The sequence below is a fragment of the Bacillus sp. z33 genome, assembly GCF_058313615.1.
This window is the reverse complement of the sequence record NZ_JBZFQN010000003.1, coordinates 379,403-400,714: the sequence shown is the minus strand read 5'-3', so window position 1 is coordinate 400,714 and position 21,312 is coordinate 379,403. Positions and strand designations below refer to the sequence as shown.

The window sequence follows — 21,312 nt, the reverse complement described above, 5'->3', positions numbered from 1 at the left end:
TGTCCGTATAATGTTTTTACTTATCGTTTAAAGCTACAACACCTGGAAGTTCTTTACCTTCCATGAACTCTAAGGAAGCACCGCCGCCAGTAGAGATGTGACTCATTTTATCTGCTAGGTTGAATTTTTCAACTGCTGCAGCTGAATCTCCGCCACCAATTACGGAATATGTATTCTCCGCATTTGCAAGTGCTTCAGCTACTGCTTTTGTACCGCCCGCGAATTTATCAAATTCGAATACACCCATTGGTCCATTCCAGATCACGAGTTTGGAATTTTTAATAGTGTCTTCGTATAATTTGGCTGTTTTCGGACCGATATCAAGCGCTTGCCAATCAGCTGGGATCGCATCAATATCAACGACTTTAGATTCTGTATCAGGTGAGAATTCCTTAGCAATGACCGCATCCACCGGCATCAAGAAATTAACACCTTTTTCTTTTGCTTTATCGATGAAGGACTTAGCCAATTCGATTTTATCTTCTTCCAATAAAGATTGGCCAATTTCATAACCTTGAGCTTTGATGAACGTATAAGCCAGTCCACCGCCAATGATTAGGTTGTCCACTTTATCAAGAAGATTATCAATTACACCGATTTTATCTTTTACTTTTGCTCCACCAATAATTGCTGTGAATGGACGTTCTGGTTTAGTAAGAGCTTTTCCAAGCACTTCTAATTCTTTTTCCATTAGCAATCCAGCAACAGCAGGAATGTGTTTCGCAATTCCTTCAGTGGAAGCATGCGCACGGTGAGCCGCACCGAATGCATCATTTACGTAGACATCTGCAAGATCTGCAAATGCTTTTGCCAATTCTGCATCGTTCTTTTCTTCACCAGGATAGAAACGTACGTTTTCCAGAAGAAGTACATCGCCATCTTTCATCTGCCCGATTTCAGCTTGTACTGCTTCTCCGTATGCTTCGTCTGTTTTTTTAACATCTTTGCCAAGTAATTCGCTTAAACGCGCAGCAACAGGAGTTAAGCGTAATTCTTCTTTTACTGCACCTTTCGGGCGACCCAAATGGCTGGCAAGAATTACTTTTGCGCCTTTTTCAACTAAAAGTTGAATAGTCGGTAAAGCTGCACGAATTCTTGTGTCATCTGTTACTTTGCCATCTTGCATTGGTACGTTGAAGTCAACGCGGCAAAATACTCTTTTGCCTTGTACATCAATGTCTTTAATCGATTTTTTGTTCATTTAAATGAACCTCCTTTAAAATAAGGGACCAGCTAAAGACTTAATCAGGTCTGCCCAAACTCTGATTAATTGCCGTTCATATAAAACAAGAGGAAAGGGGAATCTTCCCCTCTCCCCCCTGAATCACTTTCATTATACCTTTAAAATTAGTTTCCAACTACTTCCAAAGGATTAAAGACCTTTTTTAGCAATGTAAGCTGCAAGGTCAACAACACGATTGGAGTAACCAGTTTCGTTATCGTACCAAGAAAGTACTTTAACCATGTTGCCTTCCATAACCATTGTGGAAAGAGCATCAATAGTAGAAGATTGAGTAGTTCCATTGTAGTCACGAGATACTAATGGAAGTTCGCTGTACTCAAGAATTCCTTTTAATTCACCTTCAGCAGCTGCTTTCAATGCTGCATTGATTTCTTCTGCAGTTGCTTCTTTTTCTAGTTCAGCAACAAGGTCAACAACAGAAACGTTTGGAGTTGGTACACGCATAGCCATACCGTTCAATTTACCTTTCAACTCAGGCAATACTAGAGCAACAGCTTTAGCAGCACCAGTAGTTGTAGGGATCATGCTTTCTGCAGCAGCACGAGCACGACGGTAGTCTTTGTGTGGCAAGTCTAAGATTTGTTGGTCATTTGTATAAGAATGAATTGTAGTCATCATTCCGCGTTTGATACCGAAGTTATCGTTCAATACTTTTGCAAATGGAGCCAAGCAGTTTGTTGTACAAGATGCATTAGAAATAACATCATGTTTAGCTGCGTCATATTTATCTTCGTTAACACCCATAACGATTGTGATATCTTCATCAGATGCAGGTGCAGAGATGATAACTTTTTTAGCGCCAGCTTCAATGTGTTTTGCAGCATCTGCGCGTTTAGTGAAACGTCCAGTAGATTCTACAACGATATCTACTCCAAGATCTCCCCAACCTAGTTGAGCTGGATCTCTTTCAGCAAGAACTTTTACACGTTGTCCAGCTACTACCAAGTAGTCTCCGTCAACTGTTACATCTTGATCTAAAGTTCCATGAACTGAGTCATATTTTAAAAGATGCGCAAGCATTTTTGCATCAGTTAAATCGTTAACTGCAACCACTTCTACTTCCGGATTATTTAACGCCGCACGGAATACGATACGTCCAATTCTACCAAAACCATTAATACCTAATTTTACTGCCATTAGAAGGTTCCTCCTTTTGGAATCTTAGAAATAGATTTTAAATTATATTCAAAAGGGTTTTATCCCTTAAGTAACTGAATTGCCGCACCTTCATCCGTAATTAAGATCGGTTTTTTAGGTGCCATTTTGATATAGGCTTTTATTGCCTTTGCTTTTGAGGCTCCACCGGCAACTGCGATTACATGTTCCGCATTAGCCAGATCATCTAATTGAAGGCCGATTGTATGGACTTTTTGTATTATGTTGCCATCTTCATCGTAATAATATCCAAATGCTTCTCCAATTGCTTTTTTATCACTCAAAACCTGGAGACTTTCATCGGATGATTTCCTTCTTTCAGCCATTGTTTTGGCCTCGCCTATACCATGAAGTACAATATTGGCTGATTTCAACAAATTCAACACTTCTTGTATAGCCGGTTCACTGGTTAGCGTATTGTATGCCGCTTCACTCAGATTGTCCGGTACATAAAGCACACGATATCGTGAATGCATCTTTTCAGCCATTTGTTCGCAAACTGTATTAGCCTGATACTGAACGCCTATACCAAGACCGCCTCTGGCTGGTACAAACAAAATATCATCTACATCGGGAAGCTCTGAAACATCAGGTAACATTCTGCCTATTGCAGCCATTGTTGTGCCACCTGTGACAGCAATAATATTTTTACCCGCAAGGAGACTTTTCATACGCGATGCACCGGCGCGCCCAAGCTCATCAATAACCCACGGGGATTGGTCATTATCACCGTTAACGATGATAATTTTCTCCAAGTTAAGCTTTTCCTGTAATAGGCGTTCCATATCATCTATACCCGATAATTGCCTTATTACACCACCAAGGTGATCCAGAACCTCTTCACCTTCTTTGGTAACCGTCATTCCTGAGCTCGCAATGAGGATGAGCTTTTGATCTTTTAAAAATTCTACCTCACTGCGTAAAATCCGTTCAGTAATATTCAATGTCAGCGATAAGCTCCGTCTGCCAACCGGTTGCAAGGTGCGAATAGTCCTTAGGATATTGTATCTTTTTTGCATGACCTCAAATATATCCGGAATTAATTTTCTCTGTAAATGGAGCAATCCATCCATATCCTTCAAACTCCTTTAATATACTTTGGTCATTTTCTGTCCTAGCGAGACTTTTAATGTCCCTTTATATGTAAAAAATAGCTCCTGATGTAACTCCATTCTATCAGGAGTTTCGAACAGTTGCAAGAATGTAAATGTGAACATCACGTTAAATAGTGACGAAACTCATCTATATCTATATGACCATATTGAATAACTTCCCCATTTAGCTCGATTACAGGAATCATGAGTCCATATTGCTCCAGTAAATTGTCATCTGAATAGATATCGAATTCCAGAAGCGTAAACGTTATTTCTCTTTGCATAAACTTTAAAAGATCCTTTGCCTCATCACATAGTGGGCAATTTTTTTTGGTATAAAAATGAATGATTGGTACACTCACTCTCTTCCCCCCTGCTCCTTCTTATTTTCTACCTGTACAAAATAATTTATTCATTAAGCTCATAGCGTTTTCGTTTTGAGGAGGATGGAATATGAAGCTGATTGCGATACTTCGCGATTGTCCTCCTTGAGATAAGGATCCCCAAAAATTGTTTAAGTTCCTTTGCAATAGACTCATCAGACAAGGGAGATGTTTTTTGCTCCGCTTTTATTAACCGAACTATGTGTTGTTTTACTTGTTCTGATGATGTATCTTCCATTTGATCAGTCGAAATACTGCTCGTAAAAAACATTTTCATTTCAAATGATCCGAAGGGAGTTTCCACTATTTTATCTCTAATCGCTCTGCTAACTGTTGACTCATGTACATGGATCATTTTAGCAATTTGCTTCAGAGTTAACGGCTTCACAGTCTCGCTCTTTCCAGTTTTAAAGAAGGTAGGTTGCCTTTCAACAATGGCATGTGTAACGCGGTATATAGTTTCTGCTCTTTGATTGATTGATTTTTTAAGCCAGTTTAGCTCTGATCTCTTTTGATCCATGTATTTCTTAGTTAATTCATCATTTCCCGTATCAAACGATGAAGTGAATTCATTTGTTTTTACTGTTCTCATGGATAAAACTTTAATTACAGGCAAACCTTCTGAAAAGGTTACACTTACATCTTGTATCGCATATTGAGGTCTGCCCCTATGAAGGTACGAACATGGTTTAGGAGTATATTTCTGTATCTGATCAAAGACCGATTGAATATCCATAACTGTCACCCCAACCAGTTTGGCAAGTTCTTTCCACTTACGATTCACCAGCAACTCGAAATAATCATTCAGGACTTTTTCCAGGAATGGATTTTTAATTTGTTCACGTTTCGCCTGCAATAACAGACATTCATTTAGGCTATGTGCCCCTACCCCTGCAGGCTCCATTGCTTGCAAAACAGATAAAGCAACCTCCCATTCCGCCTTCTTGATCTCCATGAAGGATCGTGCTTCCTCAAAAGCTATACATAAATAACCATTTTCATCAATATTGTCGATTAAAAATAGTAAGACTCTCTCTTCTTTGTCCGTTAAGACTTTAAATGGAATTTGTCCCTGTAAATAGGATTTTAATGAGACGGTTTCATCACTGATTTGATCGATCCATATTGAATTATATTGATTTCTCCCAGCAGTTTGTGGATACTCTTCTGCAATTTCTATTAATGGATTTTCAAGCGCTTTTCCATCTATATAGGCAGCTAACTCAATTGCCGGATATTGAAGCAAAGCAATCGCCTGATTTAATTCCGGTGTCATCGTCAGTTTCTGTCTTTGGTGCTGATTCAAACCAATCTCCACGTTCAAATCCCCGCCTTCCAAAACTCATAAAACCGCTTATATTAATAGTAGTAAAGAGAAAGTCACGAGGCAAGAAAAAAATGGGTAATATTACAAATTATTGAATACTTAATAAATAAAAAATGTCCCTGTGCTGAATGTTGTACAGTACAGGGACATTTCCTACAATATTATATACGCCCTCGGAGGGAATCGAACCCCCATCGTAAGAACCGGAATCTTATGTTCTATCCATTAAACTACGAGGGCAAAATGATAGCCTACAAAATTATATTATAAGGAAGTAAAAGTCTTTTTGCAAGAATAATTCCTTAGGTTTACATACCTTTATGTTGGGTAAGATGGATATCAGGGATTATTTTACTTCTATGCATAAATTAATCAGCTGCAAATATCATTCAAACTGTGTACTGCCAAGCAGATAAATAAGACATTAACCATAATAAAAAAACATATAGTAAAAGTAAGCGTCTTTTGTTTGACCTTTATTGACCATAAAGTGTATGATAAAGTCAAAGCTAAATGTGTTAATTATTTTTTTACATATAAGGAGGAGAAATATATGAATTTAATTCCTACAGTTATTGAACAAACGAATCGCGGGGAACGAGCATACGATATTTATTCACGTTTATTAAAAGACCGTATCATCATGCTTGGAAGTGCCATTGACGACAATGTTGCCAACTCTATCGTTGCCCAATTATTGTTCCTTGAAACTGAAAACCCAGAGAAAGATATTTACCTTTACATCAACAGCCCAGGCGGAAGCATCACGGCAGGTATGGCGATCTACGATACAATGCAATACATCAAACCACAAGTTTCAACTATTTGTATCGGTATGGCAGCATCCATGGGTGCCTTCCTTCTTGCAGCCGGTGAAAAAGGGAAACGTTTTATCTTACCAAACAGTGAAGTAATGATTCATCAACCACTTGGAGGAGCACAAGGACAAGCAACTGAGATTGAAATTGCAGCTAAACGCATCCTGTTTATGCGTGAACGCTTAAATAAAATTTTGGCTGAACGTACTGGCCAAGACCTTGAAACAATTGCCCGTGATACAGAGCGTGATAACTTTATGACAGCTGAGCGTGCACTTGAGTATGGATTAGTTGATAAAATCATCACACGCAGTGTAACCGAAGAAAACAAAAAATAATAATTGACTAAGAGCTGTCGAGATAATCGGCAGCTTTTTAGTTTACTCCATCCTAATTTTAGCAATAAAATTGGGAATCTCCTGTTTCTTGTATACGATAATAAAGAATCCTCTCCCCCTTTCATTTAATTTTCAGTAGATACACACTCATTTTAGCACTCTAATTGTTTATCACTTTACCAAAGTAAAGGTTTGGTGTTAAGATAGTACCATTATTTAATACATACCAAATAAATAAGAGTTTTTGTAATGAGAATCTACGAACTATGTATGTATGACCATCAACCGATTAACTAACCTTCATATCCAATAGATAAATTGGGTATAGGTTTATAACGGTGTCCTGGAGTAACGTCCTATATATGTTTTTCAGGGTCTGCATGGTAAAACCTATCTTGAAAACAAAAGGAGTCATTCATCATGAATAATAAAAAATGGGGATTTTGGATTTTAACTATGTTTGTAGTCGGCAATATGGTTGGTGGAGGAATTTTTATGCTGCCGGCAAACCTGGCCGGTGTTTCTAGTCCGATCGGAGCCACTATGGCATGGATTTTAACAGGAGCAGGCGTCTTAATGATTGCACTGGTATTCGGAAATTTAGCTGTTAGGAAGCCCGAATTAAAAACAGGACCGCAAAGTTATGCACAAGCTATGTTTAGCTCACCTAAGAAAGGTAAAATTGCGGGCTACAGTATTGCCTGGGGGTATTGGGCTGCTAACTGGGCTGCCACGGCATCGGTTATTATTTCTTTTGCCGGATATTTATCAACCTTCTTCCCAATCATGCAGAGCCAGTACATCTTGTTTTCAAGCGGCAATTTAGATCTGGAATTAGGGAGATTTTTAAATTTTGCAGTTTGTACCGTTATGCTATGGGGGATTCACTTTATCCTATGCAAAAGCTTCGATAGTGCAGGAAAAATGAATTTGATGGCAACCATCGCAAAAGTACTCGGATTTGCCCTTTTTATTATCGTAACTATATTTATCTTTGATTCTGCTAATTTAATGAATGGTAAAGAATTTGTAGATGCTTCTGGCACTTCCTATTCTTTAGGTGGACAAGTCAATAACGCAGCTATTGCCACTCTTTGGGCCTTTATCGGAGTAGAAGCAGCTGTTATGTTATCGAATCGGGCAAAGTCTCAGACGGATGTTAAAAAAGCAACCATTACGGGTCTGATTATCGCTATTGCCATCTATATTGGTATAACATTGTTAACAATGGGGGCACTGTCACAAGAGGAATTGCTACAATCACAAAAACCCCTTGTTGATGCTCTGCAAGCTGCAATTGGATCAAGTGGCGCTTATATCTTAGGCTTCCTTGCGTTGATTTCATTATTTGGTTCAACTGTCGGATGGATTGTTGTCAGTTCAGAAGTTCCATATCAGGCAGCTAAATCAAATCTGTTCCCAGCGTTTTTCGGTAAAACAAATAAAAAGGGAAGCCCAGTCAACTCATTGACCATTACGAACCTTTTAACACAATTCTTCCTATTTTCCACTATTTCCGGGACGATTATGGAAGCCTACGATTTTGCAATGGTCGTTGCTACTTTAGCGTATTTGATTCCGTATTTTGTTAGTGTGGTATACCAAGTGAAGCTTATTTTGACCGGAGAAACCTACATCGGGATGAAAAGATCTCGGATTGTAGATGGCATCATTTCAATTTTGGCTCTTGTTTATACGGTATGGGTTATTAAAACCGGAACAGCAGATTTGAAAACTTTCTCTCTCGGAATCGGATTATTCGTCCTGGGACTTGTTCTCTATCCTTTACTAATGAAAAACAAGAAATCAAGAAAACTTACTAGTAATTTAGCAAAAGATCGTTAATCGGCAGACCATTCCACCCTTTTTAAAAAGGGTGGTTTTTTTTATGTCTAAATACCTACCCCCTCCTTTCATTCTAATCCAAATTTACTATTTTTATCTATAAAAGAGGTTTTTTACAGAATAGTTAGAATATATAAAATGTTAATAAAACATAATTGAGGAGGAAACAATTTGCGAGGAAAATCTTTTTTGGCGTCAGCCTTCGCTGCCGCTTTAACATTCAGTGCATTTGCACCAGCCACATCAGCAACTCAAATTTCGACAACAGTTGGTACCTCTTCAGGAAGTGAACATGCTTCCGTCTCCTATTCAGGAAGTCCTATTGATCTCAGCGTTGCGAATGAAGAACGATTAATCGCTATGCTGAAAAAAGAAGGCACGATTAAGAAAAATGCTACCGATCAAGAAGCGAAGACTCAGCTAAAAAAGTATTTAAAGAAAAAGGAAGACAGCATTAAAAAGGACTCATCCAAAAAATTTGATAAACAAATCAAAGCATGGCAAAAGAAATTTAACAAGAAGAAAAAAGGCAAACATCCTGGCAAAGGATCCAATCCTCATAATGGTGTGGTTCAACCAGTAAAAGAAGAAAAATACAGAGGGGCTGTACAAAAAGATAAAGTTCTCGTTTTAATGATTGAATTTCCTGATTACGCTGGGAATAATGTCAGACCAGAAGATACAGACATGTATTACAAAGAATATACCAAGGATCATTATCAACAAATGATTTTTGGAAAAAGAGGCTACACAGGCCCTAATGGTGAAAACTTAATTTCCATGAAACAATATTATGAACAACAGTCGGGTGGCAGCTATACAGTAGATGGGGAAGTGGCTGGTTGGTATACGGCCAAAAAACCTGCGGCTGAATACGGCGCAAATTATCCAACCCCTGATGGAAGTGACAAAGATGCACGCAGTCTTGTAAAAGAAGCACTTGAAGCTGCCGCGCTTGATCCAAACGTCGATCTTTCTGAATATGACCAAGAGGATCGTTATGATTTAGATGGAGATGGCAATAAACGTGAACCAGATGGGCTAGTCGATCATTTAATGGTCGTTCACTCTGCTGTAGGTGAAGAAGCTGGTGGCGGTACTCTTGGAGGAGATGCAATCTGGTCTCATCGTTGGAATCTGGGAGGCGTATTCCCTATCAAGAATACAGAAACAGACGTTCCTAACTGGAATGGGCAATTGGCTGCTTACGATTACACCATTGAGCCAATTGATGGAGCAGCCGGGGTATTTGCACATGAATTCGGTCATGATTTAGGCTTACCGGATGAGTATGATACTCAGTATTCAGGCTCAGGTGAGGCCATCGGCTATTGGTCAATCATGGCAAGCGGCAGCTGGGCAGGTAAAGTTGCAGGAGCAGAACCAACTGGTTTCAGCCCTTATGCGAAAGAATATTTGCAAGAGAGCCAAGGAGGAAATTGGCTGAATTATGAAGAGGTCGATGTCGATGATCTGACACGACGCGGCTCACAGTTCCTTCTCGACCAAGCCAATACAAAAGGAAAGAACCAGGACGCTCTCAAAGTGAACTTACCGGATAAGAAAACCACTGTTAATACACCTTATAGCGGGAAGTACGAGTATTATAGTGGAAAAGGTAATAATCTAAGCAACTCATTGGTTACTACTCTAGATTTAACAAATAAGTCATCTGCACAATTATCATTCAAGACATGGTACCAAATTGAACAGGATTGGGATTATGCATCTATTCAAGTACGTGAACAAGGGCAAACGAATTGGTCAGGAATACCAGGCAATTTAACCACTGCTACCAATCCTAACGGACAAAATCCAGGTAATGGGATAACTGGTAATTCAAATGGCTGGGTGGATGGTACATTTGATTTAACTGCTTATGCCGGTAAAAAAATTGAATTGCGATTTAATTACTGGACGGATGTAGCAGCTATTGAAACAGGCTTTTTTGTAGATGATATTACGATTACTGCCAATGGCCAGGAAATTGTAAAAGATAACGCCGACACAACAACCTCTGCCTTTACATTAGATGGTTTCACTAAAAACGAAGGCTTCTATACAAGCGAGCATTACTATATGGTTGAATGGCGGAATCACAAGGGTGTTGATTTAGGACTCGCTCATATAAAACGCGGAAACAGCTTGATGGAATATGATGGTGGATTAGTCGTTTGGTATGTGGATGACAGCTATTCGGATAACTGGACTGGAATCCATCCAGGCGAAGGTTTTCTCGGTGTAGTTGATGCTGATCAGGGAACACTGAAGTGGAGTGATAAATCCTTGGCTGCAACTCGATACCAAATTCATGATGCAGCATTTAGATTAGATAAAACGGATAAAATGTATCTTGATTACAAGAGTGTAAATGGTCTAACATTGTCCGATTTTGATACTAAAGCATATACAATATTTGATGACAGCAGGGACTATTCAAATCCAGCTAAACCGGATGCAGGCCGTAATATTCCTGAATATGGCGTGAAAATCAAATTAACAGGACAAAGTAAGGACCGTACCGTTGGCAAAATTGTGATAAGTAAATAAACCATAAAAAGAGGGGGCTTCTGGTAAGCCCCCTCTTTCCTTTTGAGAGTCATGGTTCGGTTTTTGGCCTATGATTTAATTCGTGCCTGTCATGAATGCTTCTAAAATTTGCACTGCTTCTTCTTCATCATGCCCATCTGCTACCAGGGTTATGGTTTTGCCTGAATTGATTGCCAAGCTCATTAACCCCATGATACTTTTTACATTAACTTTTTTTTCTCCATCAATAATAGATATCTCAGATGAAAAACGACTTGCCTCTTGGACAAATTGTGCAGCCGGACGTGCCTGTAAACCTGTTTTTAACCGGACAGTTACTTCTTTTTCAACCACAGCCATTTCCTCCCCATATTTAGTTATTTATATAAATAATAAAGCTCTTATTTAGATTCACCGGTTCGCAGCCTTTCGGCGATTTCGTCAATTTTACGAAGACGATGATTAATACCAGATTTACTTATTTTATCGCCGGAGACCATTTCTCCCAGTTCTTTTAAGGTTACGTCCTGATATTCGACACGCAGCCTGGCAATTTCACGTAACTTATCCGGCAAAATATCAAGACCCACAGTATTTTCAATATATCGTATATTTTCAACCTGGCGCAGTGAAGCGCTGATTGTTTTATTCAAATTCGCAGTTTCACAATTAACAAGCCGATTAACAGAATTTCGCATATCTCTTACAATACGAATATCCTCAAATTTCATGAGTGCAATATGCCCTCCAATAATATTCAGGAATTCAGATATTTTCTCTGCTTCCTTCAAATAGGTGATAAATCCTTTTTTTCTTTCCAGCGTTTTGCTTTTTAATCCGAATGAGTTCATCAACTCACACAAAGAATCATTATGGTCTTTATATAATGACGATATTTCCAAATGATAGGAAGACGTTTCTGGATTATTAACAGACCCGCCTGCAAGGAAGGCCCCACGTAAATAGGAACGTTTACAGCATTTCTTATGAATAAGCTCTTCTGATATATCATAGACAATGTTGAAACCATTTTCGATGATATTCAAATCTGTAAGTACTACCTTTGCTTTTTCAGAAAATCGTACAATATAGACATTGTTCTTTTTTAGTTTCATCTTTTTACGAACGAGCAAATCAACCTGGAGGCTATAAAGCTTTTTTAATAAAGTATAGATTCTCCGGGCAATAGCTGCATTTTCTGTTTGAACATCCACAATTAGATGACGATTGGAAAAGGATAAGGATCCGTTCATCCGGATTAACGCCGATAACTCTGATCGTGCGCAGCAATCTTTGACTTCTAAATTGGTTAGCTCTTTTTTTGTTTCCGACGCAAACGACATCCCTTTTTACACCTCAATCCCTTTACAACTTGCACGTTATTCATTCACATTGACTGCCTCTGAATCCCTTTTTTCTTTCAATAAATCGTAGATAATAGACGCCACGACAACCGTATCATGTCTGATTCGGTTATTTTGAATGGTTACGATATTATCCTTAATTACCTGTAATCCCATTTGTTCGAGTCTATTTATATCAAAGATAACCGGCTGGGCATACTCTTCTTTGTATTTTAATTTTAGATGTACCGGGATATCCTCTTTATTGACTAAAATAGTATCAATACATGATTCACCTAAATGCTCATTGATAACTCTCATATGGTCACTTGCCGTATAATTCAGGGTTTCCCCGGCCTGAGTCATCAAGTTGCAGATATATACTTTAGAGGCTTTAGAATTCGCAATTTCAGTGGCTATGGATGGCACAACTAAATTAGGCAATATACTTGTATAAAGGCTACCTGGTCCCATCAAAATTAAATCTGCCTGCCTGATCGCTTGAATCGTTTCCTTAGGCGGCTCAATAGAATCCGGACTGACAAATACCCGCTTGATTCGTTTTCCGGAGTATGGGATTTTTGATTCCCCGGAAACAATCGTTCCATCCTCAAGTTCTGCATGCAGGATGACACTTTGGTTCGCAGAAGGCAGCACCTGTCCTTTTACATTCAAAACCTTGCTCATTTCCTGTATAGCATGTACAAAATCACCCGTAATAGAGGTCATCGCTGCCAGTATCAAATTCCCAAGAGCATGACCTGATAATTGTTCAGATCCCGTGAATCGATGCTGAAACATTTGCTCGATTAATGGCTCCACATCAGACATAGCTGCCAAAACATTGCGTATATCACCTGGTGGAGGGATATCAAGTTCCTCTCTCAGCCTGCCGGAACTACCGCCATCATCAGCCACCGTCACGATGGCTGTAATATCAAGCGGATAGATTTTCAGACCTCTTAAGAGTACTGGGAGACCAGATCCTCCACCAATGATAACAACCCTAGGTTGTGCTGATCTGGATGTCATCTGCACGTACCTTCCTTTTATCAATATCACGATGCGTTACACTGGTGTGGTACTCATTTTTATATCGATTATTCAGATATTCAGCCAATGTCACGGAACGATGCTGCCCTCCTGTGCATCCAACAGCGAGAATTAATTGAGCTTTTCCCTCTCTTTTATATTGAGGAATCATAAAATCAAGCAAATCCACCCATTTTTCAATAAATTTCTGGGTTTCACTCCATTTCATCACGTATGTGGAAACTTCTTTATCCAGCCCTGTTTGCGGCCGCATCGCTTCTATATAAAATGGATTTGGAAGGAATCTCACATCAAAAACTAAATCTGCATCAATCGGAATGCCATGTTTAAAGCCAAATGACAACACATTAATCGTAAATTCCACACGTTGGTTAACAGAAAATTGTTCGGAAATTTTCTCGCGAAGCTCCCTCGGCTTATAGTTAGATGTATTATAGATGGTCTGAGCCCGCCCTTTTAATTCTTCCAGTAAATCCCTCTCAAGCTTAATCCCCTCCAGTGGCAACCCTGACGGAGCCAACGGATGTGTTCGCCGTGTTTCCTTATATCTTCTCACTAAAACTGAATCATCAGCATCCAGGAACAAGATTTCTGGTACAAATTTAGAGGAATCGTTGAGGTCATCCAATGCTTTGAACAGGTGTTCAAAAAATTCCCTGCCTCTTAAATCCATCACTAATGCCACTTTATTCATCTTTTTACCTGAATCATTCATAAGCTCAAGAAATTTAGGGAGAAGTGTTGGAGGGAGGTTATCTACACAAAAGAAACCCAAATCCTCAAAGCTCTGTATGGCAACCGTCTTACCGGCACCCGACATACCTGTAATTATAACCAGCCGACTCTCTGTTGCTGCAGTTACGACTTTCTTTTCTTCCATTATTTATTCCCCGTTTCTTTCCAACTTGTAATCAAGTAAGGTGAAATCCTCTGTATATTTAAAAGTTCCTATTAGTAAACCTTTGCCATTCATCATATGATCTAATATTTTGCGATCTCCTTCTGCCATCGGCAACGCCAGAATATCGTTTAATTGATGCCATTTTAGAATGCCTTCATCATTCTCCTGAAACGCTTCTCCTTCAAATGCATAAGCACGAAAAGTAAACAGCATCCATTCATGAACGATTTCGTCATCCTTTAAGTTAACCATGGTGAAAATGCCTTTTAACTCAGGGCACTTAATCTTTAAATTAGTTTCTTCAAAGAATTCACGAATGACAGAGTCATGTATCGATTCTCCAGATTCCATTTTACCGCCGGGTGCTACCCACCAGTTTCTTCTAGGCTTCTGAAGCATAAGGGCGTGACCATCAACCATTAACATACAATTGGTTACTCTTTGCAAACTATTTCACCTCAGTTGTACAGCACAAATTAAATAGACTTATCCTTATTATACTATTTTAGATGTGCATGAACAATGTAAGCTAATCGTCGTTATTTTCAAAAACGTACTACAAATTTTTCGACATTTAACAAAAAAAGCGGCATAGGTTTTAATAACCTATGCCATAAAAGTATATAAAAGGGGGTCAATTTCTTATTTTCATTCTACCCCATTTGTATTGCACTTTGATTACAGCCAAATTAAGTAATAATGACGTAAATGTAAATTTATTACTTATCTTCCGGCCAATCTTTATTGAGCTTCTGCTTTTAACTGATCCATCAATTCTTCCACATAATGCTGAGCTGATTGAGCAGCTATGCTACCATCACCGGTAGCTGTAACAATTTGTCGTAAATTCTTTTCACGAACATCTCCCGCTGCAAATATACCCGGGATTTTTGTTTCCATACGGTCATTCGTTTCAATGTATCCTGCTTGATTCGTAATCCCGATACTTTGGAATGGTTTCGTTAATGGCAGCATTCCAATATAAATGAATACTCCATCTGCCGGATATTCACGCTCAGATCCATCGACCGTGGATATAAGTGTAACGCCGCCAACCTTGCCATCTTTTTCATTAATGGTTTTCAACGTAGAATTCCAAATGAAATCTACTTTCTCATTCTCAAAAGCACGCTGTTGCAGTATTTTCTGTGCACGAAGCTCATCTCTGCGGTGTACGATGGTCACTTTAGAAGCAAAACGTGTTAAGTAAACACCTTCTTCAACAGCAGAATCGCCACCACCAATAACAACAAGTTCTTTATTTTTAAAGAAAGCTCCGTCACAAACTGCACAATAGGATACACCGCGCCCGCCAAGCTCTTTTTCACCCGGTACGCCTATTTTTTTATATTCAGCACCGGTAGCGATAATAATTGTACGTGTTTTATATTGCTTTGAACCTGCATCAATGGTCTTATATTCTTTCCCATCAGTTATTTCTTTCACTTCACCGTAAGCATATTCAGCACCAAATTTTTTCGCGTGTTCGAACATTTTAGTTGATAAATCCGGTCCCAAAATGGTTTCATACCCAGGATAATTTTCCACTTCCTCTGTATTCGCCATTTGCCCGCCTGGAATTCCTCTTTCCAGCATTAAAGTGGAAAGATTGGCTCTGGATGCATATACGGCTGCTGTCATACCTGCAGGCCCCGCTCCAATAATAATCACATCATAGATTTTTTCCTCAGACATTATGAAACACTCCTCCATCACGAACATCTATTAATAGGACTTGTAACCTCTGTTACATCCATCTCACTTCACGTATTATCCTCGAACTAATCGTATTAAACTATACATCTGTGGTCCAAAAATTTGCTCATTGCAACAAGTCTGCTACAAGCTTTACATACTTGGAAAGTGTAGAAATGGATACACCATAACGTTCAGCCACTACTTTTTGCGCTTCCTTCTCTCCGCGCAGCTTGTGCCACTCATAATCAATGGCTGCTGACCAAGCTAGCGGATTAGAAAATTGAATACCATTTTCTTGCCCTTCTGCATATACAGAAAACCATAACAAATAGAGACCGGCTTCAATCAGCTTCACAGGCTGATAGATCCTGTATAAGGTATCAGCCACTTCTGCCGCAAAAAATGGATGGTCCTCCGGAAATTCAATATGTTTTTTATAAGCCAGTTCCATAGAACTGAATCGTTTGTTAGCTAGATACGAGGCATGGACCTTGATTTTTTGAAATTCTCCGGAATGATTGGCTAGAAAGAGACCAAATAATCTTTCCTCCACATACTCACTTTCCATCTTTTTAATAATGGAAGGAGTATGCACCTCAAATCCAGACTCCTCATCATCAGCCATTTCACCCCAAGGCTCAAGCCCTTCTTTATCTGGACTGTATTCGACCACTTTAGCCCAGGCCTGCTCTGCGACTCTATTCTGCCCAATTTGATAAGCAGATTTACTGAGCCAGTAATAGAAAGTACCGTCTCCTTCGTAGCCCCTCTTTTGCAATTGACGAAGCCACATAAAGGCTTCCTCATAATAACCTGTCAGCGCAAAGGTCGCCCCTAATTTCAGACGATGCTCTTCCAAAATAGGCCGAACTTTCTTAAGGACTGTAAAAACTTCGTCCAGTTTTTCCTGATTCATCTGGTAATGATGAAAGACCATCCCATTGCACATGGCATGTAAATTACCGGGGTTCTTTTCAAGTACACGATTAAGCGTTACAAAGGCCTCGTCTGTTTTACCGACATAAAAATAAGCCAGTGCCAAGTTGTTATAGGCCGACCAAAACTCCGGATATAGCTCTATCAACTCTTCAATTTTCTCAACGGCCTTCACAAAATTACCTGCTTCCAGCAATTCGCGTGCAACCTCCTGCCGCATCATCAAATCGTCCTGAAGCTCCAAGGTCTCTTCCGTTTCATCCGTCTCGAAAGTGATTAAATCCAAAAGATCTTCTGCATCCTCGCTGAATTCACCAAACTCGTCTTTATTTAAATATTCATTAGCATGCTTATAGGCCTCTTTAAATAAACCCATATGAGCAAAGTTATTCGCAAGGAAATAATGGCACTCCGTCATAAACGGATCCAACTCCTGCAGAATATTCTCAAGCAGCTCATTCGAATATTGATATTCACCTAATTCCGTACAAATAACAGCCAACTGGCAAGCAATCATCGGCTCACCCGGCTCCAACTGTAGCGCACGGTTCATATATTTCTTAGCTCTATATAATTCCCTTCGCTGGAAAGCTTTAATTCCTTTTGTAAAATAGAACTCTCCCGTGGGGTTAAAAGAAACAACTTTTGCCATCTTAGTCAAATTAGTATTATTCCCCATCTAGTCCTCCAAACACCTATACTTTAACCCTACAATTATACCATATTAAGAGAATTATAGGAAGAAAAGCGGAAGGGCCTCGCCCAGGAGCGAGGAGCATAAGACAGAGGCTCGAAGGGGATGTTTTTCCCCCGTAGAGGCTATGCTTATGTCCTGAGCTCCTAGGCCCTGAAGCTAGATCGGAAGAAAAGCGGAGGCGCCTGGTCAGGCCCGACAAGCATAAGGAGAGGCTCGGAGGGAGGCGTTCTCCCCTCCCGCAGTGGCTATCCTTATGACTCGAGGGACTAGGAGCCGCAGCTGGATTTCAGGAAAAGCGGAAGGTCTCTGTTAAGGAACGAAGACTAAATGCGCCACGTCCTGTGGCAACGTCTTCATGACCTACATCCTGTAGGCCCGCAAGGAGCATAAGACAGAGGCTCGGAGGGAATATTTTTCCCCCGTAGAGGCTATGTTTATGTCCTGAGCTCCTAGGCCCTGAAGCTAGATCGGAAGAAAAGCGGAGGCGACTTTTCAAGGAACAAAGACTAAGAACGCCACATCGTGTGGCAACGCCTTTGTGACCTACATCCTGTAGGCCTCCGACAAGCATAAGGAGAAGCACGGAGGGAGGCGTTCTCCCCTCCCGCAGTGGCTATCCTTATGACTCGAGGGATTAGGAGCAGAAACTGCATCAATAGAAAAGTTTCTTACACCTATGCTACACCTTTTCCACACCTTTGATGCACTCTTACCTCGATATAGGTGTGCCATAGCTGCGGCATGGGTGTTTTCCTTCACCTTTCACTCACCTTTGATGCACCTTTACCCCGGTATAGGTACGGTATAGCTGTGGCATAGGTGGTTTCCTTCACCTTTCGCTCACCTTTGATGCACCTTTACCTTGTATAGGTGCGGTATAGCTGTGGTATAGGTGCGGTATAGCTGTGGCATAGGTGGTTTCCTTCACCTTTCACTCACCTTTGATGCACCTTTACCCCGGTATAGGTGCGGTATAGCTGTGGCATAGGTGGTTTCCTTCACCTTTCACTCACCTTTGACCCACCTTTACCCTGGTATAGGTGTGCTATAGATGCGTCATAGGTGCAGCAAAGCGTATCCATCCCATCACAGTTCACACTCCACTCTAAACAAATAAAAAACTCAAAAGGCGCTTTCACCCTTTTGAGTCATTTTTATCGTCTTTCTGTTTAGTAAGATGGCGGTCACGGAGATTTTTTTGAATTTCAGAGAATGGCAGATTCTGTTCTTTTAAGAGGACAAGGACATGAAAGAATAAATCGGATACTTCCCATTTCAATTCTTCCGAGTCTCGGTTCTTGGCAGCGATAATGACTTCGGCTGCTTCTTCGCCTACTTTTTTAAGAATCTTGTCTACCCCTTCTTCAAATAAATAGGTTGTATAGGAACCTTCTGGGCGCTCTTCTTCACGTTCTGCAATGATTTTTTCAAGTTCAAACAAAAAGTCTTCCTTCTCGCTGGTAGGTTGAATCGGTTCTTTTTCAGCCCGATATAACGATTCAGTAAAACAACTTATCGTACCCGTGTGACAAGCTGGCCCAGCAGGCTTGACCAATACAACCAATGAATCCTGGTCGCAATCATAGCGGATTTCCCGGACGACTTGAATATTTCCGCTTGTTTCCCCTTTATACCAAAGCTGCTGGCGGGAACGGCTGTAAAACCAGGTTTCTCCTGTTTGAATCGTTTTCTCTAATGATTCCTTATTCATATAAGCCAATGTCAGGACTTCTTTTGTTTTTTCATCCTGAACAACGGCTGGCACTAAGCCATTCACATCAAATTGAATTTGCTCTATATTCATCTCACAAGCACTCCTTGTTCTCGCAGTTTGCGTTTCACTTCTTGTACGCTTGTTTCTTTATAATGGAATATGGAGGCTGCCAAGGCTGCATCCGCTTTTCCATCTGTAAAAACTTCCACAAAATCATCCTTGCTTCCCGCTCCACCGGACGCAATCACGGGGACAGTAACAGCTTCACTAATTGCTTTTGTTAATTCAATATGAAATCCGCTTTTTTCTCCGTCCCGGTCCATACTTGTCAATAGAATTTCACCGGCACCGAGCGCTACGGCTTGTTTAGCCCAATCAACCGCATTTAATTCGGTAGCTTTACGACCGCCATGCGTGTAGACTCGAAAACCTTCCATATCGATATCATACTTTGCATCAATCGCCAGAACGATACACTGGTTTCCAAAATAGGTGGCACCCTCGGCAATCAGCTCGGGATGAAGCACTGCTGCTGTATTCAGAGATACTTTATCGGCACCGGCGCGCAAGATGGTCCTCATATCAGCAACCGAGTTAATTCCGCCACCGACTGTAAAGGGGATACTCAGGACAGAAGCAGCTTCCCGAACCACTTCAACCATCGTTTTCCTTCCTTCATGGGATGCCGAAATGTCCAGGAATACCAATTCATCTGCGCCTTGGTCATCATACATTTTAGCTAATTCAACCGGATCACCTGCATCCTGCAGCCCGAGGAACTGAATGCCCTTCACGACCCGCCCCTCTTTTACATCCAAACAGGGAATGATTCTCTTTGTTATCATTTGAATTCACCCGCCTTTGCTAAAGCTTGCGGCAAGGTAAAGCGATTTTCATAGAGAGCCTTCCCGATGATCACTCCTTCAATCCCAGACGATTGATAAGCTTTTAATGAAACGATATCCTCAAGCTGGCTCATTCCGCCTGATGCGATTATATGCTTTCCAGTTTCACGCGCTAATTCGGCTGTTTCTTTTACACTTGGCCCACTCAACATACCGTCATTGGCGATATCCGTAAAAATGAACCACTCTGCTCCTTTATCAGCAAAATACTTCCCTAAATCAACAACCGTCCACTCACTGGTTTTTAACCAGCCATCCGTTGCAACTTTACCGCTTTTCCCGTCCAATCCAATCGCAATCCGCCTAGGATATTTCCGAATCATCTCTGTTGCAAATTCAGGCTCCCGTACAGCCACGCTGCCAAGAATGACACGGGGAATTCCATTTTCCAAATAGCGGGCTACCTGTTTCTCATTCCGAATTCCGCCTCCTACTTGGATAGACACACCCTTTAATTCTCGGGCTGCTTTCAGCACATGTTGTTCGTTTACCGGGTTCCCATCTTTGGCACCATCCAAATCAACCATATGAATCCATTCGGCTCCCATATCAGCAAAAGACTTAGCCATATCAAACGGCGAATCTCCATAAACGGTTTCCTGTCCATAATCTCCCTGCAGAAGGCGAACACATTTACCGCCCCTCATATCAATTGCCGGATAGATTGTAAAATCCGCACTCATCATGAACGCACCGCCTTCTCCGTTACCAGTTTGATGAAATTCTCAAGCAAGCTTTTCCCCATTTGACCGCTTTTCTCTGGGTGAAATTGCATCCCCATCACGTTCCCTTTTCCTACAATTCCAGGTACCTCGACATCATACATGGCAGATGCCATTAATTCTGCGGGATCCTTTATTTGTGCATAAAAGGAATGGACGAAATAGACATAATCCTCTTCTAACCCCTCTACCAAGGGATGCTCCTGCTTAAATTGCAGCTTATTCCATCCCATATGAGGAACTTTATAGGTCTTACCTGTTTGATCGATCCCTGTAAATTTCGCAATATGTCCGTCTAGAAAGTGAAGCCCTTCAGAGAAACCATGTTCCTCACTGCTTTCAAACAAGAGCTGCATCCCTAAACAAATGCCAAGCAGCGGTCTCCCGCTTTCCACATATTCTTTTAAGAACCCGTCTAATCTTTGCTCCTTCAAAGCTGTCATAGCATCACGAAAGGCACCAACGCCGGGCAATATTAACCCATCACACGGAGCCAACACAGCTGGATCACTGCTTATCACAGTATCAGCTCCAAGCCTGTCGAGCGCATTGTAAACACTGAATAAATTTCCCATTCCATAATCAACGATACCAATCAAAATGCCAATCCT

General features: G+C 40.6%; 19 protein-coding genes and 1 tRNA gene. 3 read left to right on the top strand and 17 right to left on the bottom strand.

Annotated features, from left to right (window positions below):
* Window positions 1-16: 16 nt before the first annotated feature.
* The 6 genes from AC4G3L_RS13695 to AC4G3L_RS13670 all read right to left on the bottom strand — a co-directional run bounded on the left by AC4G3L_RS13695 (window position 17) and on the right by AC4G3L_RS13670 (window position 5,442).
* Window positions 17-1,201: a phosphoglycerate kinase gene (locus tag AC4G3L_RS13695; RefSeq protein WP_491077538.1), complete on the bottom strand. Its 1,185-nt coding sequence runs from the start codon at window positions 1,199-1,201 to the stop codon at window positions 17-19.
* A 171-nt stretch (window positions 1,202-1,372) separates the two neighbouring features.
* Entirely contained in the window at window positions 1,373-2,380 is a 1,008-nt protein-coding gene (gene gap, locus AC4G3L_RS13690; protein WP_491077537.1) for a type I glyceraldehyde-3-phosphate dehydrogenase, read from the bottom strand.
* Window positions 2,381-2,439: 59 nt separating this feature from the next.
* On the bottom strand, window positions 2,440-3,471 hold the full coding sequence (locus tag AC4G3L_RS13685) for a sugar-binding transcriptional regulator (RefSeq protein WP_491077536.1): 1,032 nt from the start codon (window positions 3,469-3,471) through the stop codon (window positions 2,440-2,442).
* A gap of 143 nt (window positions 3,472-3,614) precedes the next feature.
* Window positions 3,615-3,854 carry a glutaredoxin family protein gene (locus AC4G3L_RS13680; protein ID WP_491077535.1) on the bottom strand — a complete coding sequence of 80 codons (240 nt, stop codon included), beginning with the start codon at window positions 3,852-3,854 and terminating at the stop codon, window positions 3,615-3,617.
* 46 nt (window positions 3,855-3,900) lie between these two features.
* Window positions 3,901-5,193 carry an RNA polymerase factor sigma-54 gene (rpoN, locus tag AC4G3L_RS13675; RefSeq protein ID WP_491077733.1) on the bottom strand — a complete coding sequence of 431 codons (1,293 nt, stop codon included), beginning with the start codon at window positions 5,191-5,193 and terminating at the stop codon, window positions 3,901-3,903.
* A 177-nt stretch (window positions 5,194-5,370) separates the two neighbouring features.
* A tRNA-Arg gene (locus AC4G3L_RS13670) sits at window positions 5,371-5,442 on the bottom strand.
* A 250-nt stretch (window positions 5,443-5,692) separates the two neighbouring features.
* Here AC4G3L_RS13670 and clpP point away from each other — a divergent pair.
* The 3 genes from clpP (at window position 5,693) to AC4G3L_RS13655 (ending at window position 10,753) form a co-directional block, all read left to right on the top strand.
* Entirely contained in the window at window positions 5,693-6,358 is a 666-nt protein-coding gene (clpP, locus tag AC4G3L_RS13665) for an ATP-dependent Clp endopeptidase proteolytic subunit ClpP (protein WP_491077732.1), read from the top strand.
* A gap of 420 nt (window positions 6,359-6,778) precedes the next feature.
* Window positions 6,779-8,203, top strand: coding sequence for an amino acid permease (locus tag AC4G3L_RS13660; protein ID WP_491077534.1), 1,425 nt, complete (start codon window positions 6,779-6,781; stop codon window positions 8,201-8,203).
* A gap of 171 nt (window positions 8,204-8,374) precedes the next feature.
* Window positions 8,375-10,753: an immune inhibitor A domain-containing protein gene (locus AC4G3L_RS13655; protein ID WP_491077533.1), complete on the top strand. Its 2,379-nt coding sequence runs from the start codon at window positions 8,375-8,377 to the stop codon at window positions 10,751-10,753.
* Window positions 10,754-10,828: 75 nt separating this feature from the next.
* On the opposite strand, the gene AC4G3L_RS13650 is transcribed toward AC4G3L_RS13655, so the two are convergent.
* From AC4G3L_RS13650 to hisH, 11 genes are all read right to left on the bottom strand, one after another.
* A complete protein-coding gene (locus AC4G3L_RS13650) occupies window positions 10,829-11,086 on the bottom strand; it encodes an HPr family phosphocarrier protein (protein ID WP_491077532.1) in 258 nt (85 codons plus the stop codon).
* Between the two features lie 47 nt (window positions 11,087-11,133).
* Window positions 11,134-12,075, bottom strand: a complete 942-nt coding sequence (gene whiA / locus AC4G3L_RS13645; protein WP_491077531.1) for a DNA-binding protein WhiA — start codon at window positions 12,073-12,075, stop codon at window positions 11,134-11,136.
* 36 nt (window positions 12,076-12,111) lie between these two features.
* On the bottom strand, window positions 12,112-13,107 hold the full coding sequence (locus AC4G3L_RS13640; RefSeq protein WP_491077530.1) for a gluconeogenesis factor YvcK family protein: 996 nt from the start codon (window positions 13,105-13,107) through the stop codon (window positions 12,112-12,114).
* A complete protein-coding gene (gene rapZ, locus AC4G3L_RS13635) occupies window positions 13,082-14,008 on the bottom strand; it encodes an RNase adapter RapZ (protein ID WP_491077529.1) in 927 nt (308 codons plus the stop codon). Before rapZ ends, AC4G3L_RS13640 begins: the two co-directional genes overlap by 26 nt.
* Before the next feature lie 3 nt (window positions 14,009-14,011).
* The gene (locus tag AC4G3L_RS13630; protein WP_491077528.1) at window positions 14,012-14,476 is read right to left on the bottom strand and encodes an 8-oxo-dGTP diphosphatase; all 465 of its coding nucleotides are present in this window, start codon (window positions 14,474-14,476) and stop codon (window positions 14,012-14,014) included.
* 294 nt (window positions 14,477-14,770) lie between these two features.
* Complete coding sequence (trxB, locus tag AC4G3L_RS13625) at window positions 14,771-15,724, bottom strand: thioredoxin-disulfide reductase (RefSeq protein ID WP_491077527.1); 954 nt, start codon at window positions 15,722-15,724, stop codon at window positions 14,771-14,773.
* A gap of 127 nt (window positions 15,725-15,851) precedes the next feature.
* On the bottom strand, window positions 15,852-17,342 hold the full coding sequence (locus AC4G3L_RS13620; protein WP_491077526.1) for a tetratricopeptide repeat protein: 1,491 nt from the start codon (window positions 17,340-17,342) through the stop codon (window positions 15,852-15,854).
* A 1,153-nt stretch (window positions 17,343-18,495) separates the two neighbouring features.
* Complete coding sequence (gene hisIE / locus AC4G3L_RS13615; protein ID WP_491077525.1) at window positions 18,496-19,164, bottom strand: bifunctional phosphoribosyl-AMP cyclohydrolase/phosphoribosyl-ATP diphosphatase HisIE; 669 nt, start codon at window positions 19,162-19,164, stop codon at window positions 18,496-18,498.
* Complete coding sequence (gene hisF / locus AC4G3L_RS13610) at window positions 19,161-19,919, bottom strand: imidazole glycerol phosphate synthase subunit HisF (protein WP_491077524.1); 759 nt, start codon at window positions 19,917-19,919, stop codon at window positions 19,161-19,163. The genes hisIE and hisF overlap by 4 nt, the downstream gene beginning before the upstream one ends.
* Window positions 19,916-20,662, bottom strand: a complete 747-nt coding sequence (gene hisA, locus AC4G3L_RS13605; protein ID WP_491077731.1) for a 1-(5-phosphoribosyl)-5-[(5-phosphoribosylamino)methylideneamino]imidazole-4-carboxamide isomerase — start codon at window positions 20,660-20,662, stop codon at window positions 19,916-19,918. The genes hisF and hisA overlap by 4 nt, the downstream gene beginning before the upstream one ends.
* Entirely contained in the window at window positions 20,662-21,300 is a 639-nt protein-coding gene (hisH, locus tag AC4G3L_RS13600; protein ID WP_491077523.1) for an imidazole glycerol phosphate synthase subunit HisH, read from the bottom strand. Before hisH ends, hisA begins: the two co-directional genes overlap by 1 nt.
* Window positions 21,301-21,312 lie beyond the last annotated feature (12 nt).